At 55.3% G+C, this 4,268-nt stretch carries 6 protein-coding genes; 5 read left to right on the top strand and 1 reads right to left on the bottom strand.

Annotated elements, in window-relative coordinates; all coding sequences use genetic code 11:
- Window positions 1-529: 529 nt before the first annotated feature.
- From rplB to rplP, 5 genes are read left to right on the top strand one after another with little or no spacing between them, the layout of a single operon-like run.
- The gene (gene rplB, locus LC354_RS26545; RefSeq protein ID WP_223428954.1) at window positions 530-1,372 is read left to right on the top strand and encodes a 50S ribosomal protein L2; all 843 of its coding nucleotides are present in this window, start codon (window positions 530-532) and stop codon (window positions 1,370-1,372) included.
- A gap of 3 nt (window positions 1,373-1,375) precedes the next feature.
- A complete protein-coding gene (rpsS, locus tag LC354_RS26540; RefSeq protein WP_025059469.1) occupies window positions 1,376-1,654 on the top strand; it encodes a 30S ribosomal protein S19 in 279 nt (92 codons plus the stop codon).
- Window positions 1,651-2,031, top strand: a complete 381-nt coding sequence (rplV, locus tag LC354_RS26535; protein ID WP_223428953.1) for a 50S ribosomal protein L22 — start codon at window positions 1,651-1,653, stop codon at window positions 2,029-2,031. Before rpsS ends, rplV begins: the two co-directional genes overlap by 4 nt.
- Entirely contained in the window at window positions 2,031-2,738 is a 708-nt protein-coding gene (gene rpsC / locus LC354_RS26530) for a 30S ribosomal protein S3 (protein WP_223428952.1), read from the top strand. The genes rplV and rpsC overlap by 1 nt, the downstream gene beginning before the upstream one ends.
- Before the next feature lie 15 nt (window positions 2,739-2,753).
- A complete protein-coding gene (gene rplP, locus LC354_RS26525; RefSeq protein WP_013963219.1) occupies window positions 2,754-3,167 on the top strand; it encodes a 50S ribosomal protein L16 in 414 nt (137 codons plus the stop codon).
- Window positions 3,168-3,369: 202 nt separating this feature from the next.
- On the opposite strand, the gene LC354_RS26520 is transcribed toward rplP, so the two are convergent.
- On the bottom strand, window positions 3,370-3,930 hold the full coding sequence (locus LC354_RS26520; RefSeq protein ID WP_223428951.1) for an NYN domain-containing protein: 561 nt from the start codon (window positions 3,928-3,930) through the stop codon (window positions 3,370-3,372).
- Window positions 3,931-4,268 lie beyond the last annotated feature (338 nt).

Raw genomic sequence — 4,268 nt, 5'->3', positions numbered from 1 at the left:
TCCTCCCGCCCGTTGTTTGAACGAAACTGAATCACAAAACTATGCAATCAAACAAGAATTAATGGGTGTGCTGCCTAGGTGTACGGTTCTGGGTTGCCTTTGTTGAATGTATGTAACGAGTGGCAAGATGGCAGGGTCCAGAAAGGTTCTTCCTGGCCTTAACTCTGGACCCTGTTTGCCATTTATCTAAAGTTGTCATCAACGCCTCGAACGCGATCCCTGTTCATGTGCGCCGAATAGTTTACGAGATTCTGAGGCAGACAGACTTTCTGGCTATGGGCGCCATCGCGCTCCGTTGCCGATCAGAACTTGGAAGAAACCTCATCACATCTAGGAACTTGCTTGACCGCAGGGTGAAGCCTGAATACACGCACCCATCGGCATCGCCCCGGATTCGTCCGGGGCTTTGTCTTTGTTCGTGGCCGGAGCACAGCTTCCGGCCCGTGAACATACCAAGTCGGGCACCTACGGGGGCCTATAACCAAAAGCGGCCTTCGGGTCGCAGACAGCAAAACGGAAGACAGCAATCATGGCACTCAAGTCGTATAAGCCGACGACGCCGGGCCAGCGTGGGCTGGTACTGATCGACCGTTCGGAGCTTTGGAAAGGCCGCCCGGTCAAATCCCTTACACAGGGTTTGACCAAATCTGGCGGACGGAACAACACCGGACGGATCACGATGCGCCGCACAGGCGGGGGCGCGAAACGCCTCTATCGGATCGTCGATTTTCGTCGGAACAAAATGGATGTGGCGGCAACCGTCGAACGCATCGAATATGACCCCAACCGGACCGCGTTTATCGCCCTCGTGAAATACGAAGATGGCGAACAGTCCTATGTACTGGCCCCTCAGCGTCTCGCGGTTGGTGATCAAATCATCTCGTCGATGAAAGCAGACATCAAACCCGGCAATGCCATGCCTTTTTCGGGCATGCCGATCGGAACGATCGTTCACAACATCGAACTGAAGCCCGGCAAGGGTGGTCAGATCGCGCGTGCCGCTGGCACATATGCCCAGTTCGTGGGCCGCGATGGTGGCTATGCCCAGATCCGCCTGTCTTCAGGTGAACTGCGTCTGGTGCGCCAGGAATGCAAGGCCACCGTTGGCGCCGTCAGCAACCCTGACAACAGCAACCAGAACTACGGTAAAGCGGGCCGCATGCGTCACAAGGGCATCCGCCCAAGTGTTCGTGGTGTCGTCATGAACCCGATCGATCACCCGCACGGTGGTGGTGAAGGCCGGACATCGGGTGGTCGTCACCCTGTGTCCCCATGGGGCAAACCGACAAAGGGTGCTCGGACCCGGAACAAGAACAAAGCGTCGCAAAAGCTGATCATCCGCTCGCGTCACGCCAAGAAGAAAGGGCGCTAAGATATGTCTCGCTCTGTTTGGAAAGGCCCGTTTGTCGACAGCTATGTGCTGAAGAAAGCGGAAGCGTCGCGCGAAAGCGGTCGCAACGAAGTCATCAAAATCTGGTCGCGTCGCTCGACGATCCTGCCCCAGTTCGTGGGTCTGACGTTTGGCGTATATAACGGCCACAAGCATATTCCCGTGAACGTGTCCGAAGAGATGATCGGCCAGAAGTTTGGGGAATATTCGCCCACGCGGACCTATTACGGTCACGCCGCTGACAAGAAGGCGAAACGCAAATGAGCAAGGATAAGAATCCACGCCGCGTTGCGGACAATGAAGCAATGGCGAAAACGCGCATGCTTCGCACGTCCCCTCAAAAGCTGAACCTCGTCGCCGCAATGATCCGTGGCAAGAAAGTGGACAAGGCCCTGACGGACCTCACCTTCTCGAAAAAGCGGATCGCACAGGACGTGAAAAAGTGTCTGCAATCGGCCATCGCCAACGCAGAAAACAATCACAACCTGGATGTGGACGAACTGGTTGTCGCCGAAGCATGGGTCGGCAAGAACATGACCCTGAAACGCGGACGCCCGCGCGCCCGTGGTCGTTTCGGCAAGATCATGAAGCCCTTTGCGGAAATCACGATCAAAGTGCGTCAAGTTGAGGAGCAAGCCTGATGGGTAACAAAGTCAATCCGATCGGCATGCGCCTGCAGGTGAACCGCACCTGGGACAGCCGCTGGTATGCCGACACCAAGGATTACGGTGATCTTCTGCTGGAAGACCTGAAAATCCGTGAGTTCATCAAGAAAGAGTGCCACCAGGCCGGTGTTGCCCGTGTGATCATCGAACGTCCGCACAAGAAGTGCCGCGTTACGATCCACACAGCCCGTCCCGGTGTCATCATCGGCAAGAAAGGTGCAGACATCGAAGGTCTGCGAAAGAAGCTGGCGAACCTGACAGACAGCGAGCTGCACCTCAACATCGTTGAAGTGCGCAAGCCCGAGCTGGACGCCGCTTTGGTTGGTGAAAGCATCGCACAACAGCTGGAGCGCCGGGTGTCTTTCCGTCGCGCCATGAAGCGTGCGGTACAGAACGCCATGCGTATGGGTGCCTTGGGCATCCGCGTAAACGTCGCGGGCCGCCTTGGTGGTGCCGAGATCGCGCGGACCGAATGGTATCGTGAGGGCCGCGTGCCCCTGCACACCCTGCGGGCCGACATCGATTACGCACACGTCGAGGCAACAACTGCCTATGGTATCATCGGGATCAAGACTTGGATCTTCAAAGGTGAAATCATGGAGCACGACCCTCAGGCGCGTGACCGTAAAGCACAGGAACTCCAGGACGGCCCAGCACCTCGCGGTGCAGGCGGTCGTCGTTGATCGGAGGGCATTTAGATGCTTCAACCAAAGCGTACCAAATTCCGTAAGCAGTTTAAGGGCTCGATCAAGGGTCTGGCAAAGGGCGGGTCTGACCTGAACTTTGGCACTTACGGTTTGAAAGCAACCGAGCCAGAGCGTGTGACTGCACGTCAAATCGAGGCGGCGCGTCGTGCCATGACCCGTCACATGAAACGTCAGGGCCGGGTCTGGATCCGGATCTTCCCCGATGTGCCAGTGACAGCCAAACCCATCGAAGTGCGTATGGGTAAAGGTAAGGGCTCTGTCGACCGGTGGGCAGCCAAGGTGAAACCTGGACGCGTGATGTTCGAGATTGACGGCGTGAACGACGATGTCGCCCGCGAGGCCCTGCGCCTTGCCGCGATGAAGCTGCCGATCAAGACACGGGTTGTAGTGAGAGAAGATTGGTAAGTCTTCCCTAAACAATGCGCGGCAGGGCATTTGCAAAGCAAATGCAGGAGAGCGTCACCCCGTAGAAGTTGAAGAGCCCCCGGCGCGAGAGTGTCGGGGGCTTTTTGTTGGAACGGCACTGAAGAATGTAATTGGAAGTTGGTTGAGTCGAGTGTGCGCTGCGTCGGGTGCGTTGAAACGCTTTGCACGAAGCGCACAATACTTATTTTGCAGTCCAATCGGTTAGCACATCTGGCATCAAGCACAGCCGTCCATCGCGGTTTTTCATTCGTACCAGGAAGCCCGCAGTAAGTACTTCGGGATAGTCGGCCGCCCAATCCCGGAAACGATCATTGGTGACGATCCTTGCCTTGTAGTCGCGGGCAGCTGTCAGAATGAACGGATCGGCTGGGGTCCCTTTCGGCACAACCATCACTCGCTCTTCGGGCAAGCCAAGCTTTTTGGCAAAGTACGCGTCGTGACGATACTTGTTAGACACCAGGTAACCAGCATTGGCGTCAAAAACTACGCCGACCGACCAACCTGAACCGATCAGTTTTTTGACAATCTCTCGCACGGTTTCGAGTTGAGGCTTGTCTGTCTTCCAGTACATTACGTTAGAGCCATCAATGATAATCCATCGGGTATTTGATTGCCCTATGCGGTGCCAGAGGCGGGTGAGAAGTGCTTTAATCAAAAAGACGGCACTCCCTGAGATCAGGGCTACGAATGCGATCTGGTATGACGTAAACTGCGTAAGACTGTCGATCCAACCTTCGATCAATGTTGAGCGCTCCCGCGAGAGGGCACACAGGCAGTACAAGTCTGATCTGCGATCATCTTTTGCGGTCCTCCTCCAATCATAAACTCACGAAACCCATTTATTTTTGGTAAAGCTAGTCGTCCCGTTTTGGCATCCAGTTCGTTCGTATGCGTAAATGCCAATTTGCAGATCACAGCATGCTCAATGCAACATCCGTCGATTACACATGCCTGGTCTGCGGTTCCAGTTTCTGGTGCTAGAATAAGTTCAGTGCAAATATGCGATTGAGCAACCCCACGTCTGGAAATTCGGATTTGGCATGATCACGCATCCTGGCATTCCCATTTGATATAGGCCTT

This window comes from Tateyamaria pelophila, assembly GCF_019966495.1.
In the GTDB taxonomy this organism is placed as follows: Bacteria; Pseudomonadota; Alphaproteobacteria; order Rhodobacterales; family Rhodobacteraceae; genus Tateyamaria; species Tateyamaria pelophila.
This window is presented reverse-complemented; position numbering and strand designations above follow the sequence as displayed.

Coding starts and splice junctions, on each gene's coding strand:
- rplP (WP_013963219.1), top strand. CDS start 2,754: ATGCTTCAACCAAAGCGTACCAAATTCCGTAAGCAGTTTAAGGGCTCG.
- rpsC (WP_223428952.1), top strand. CDS start 2,031: ATGGGTAACAAAGTCAATCCGATCGGCATGCGCCTGCAGGTGAACCGC.
- rplB (WP_223428954.1), top strand. CDS start 530: ATGGCACTCAAGTCGTATAAGCCGACGACGCCGGGCCAGCGTGGGCTG.
- rplV (WP_223428953.1), top strand. CDS start 1,651: ATGAGCAAGGATAAGAATCCACGCCGCGTTGCGGACAATGAAGCAATG.
- rpsS (WP_025059469.1), top strand. CDS start 1,376: ATGTCTCGCTCTGTTTGGAAAGGCCCGTTTGTCGACAGCTATGTGCTG.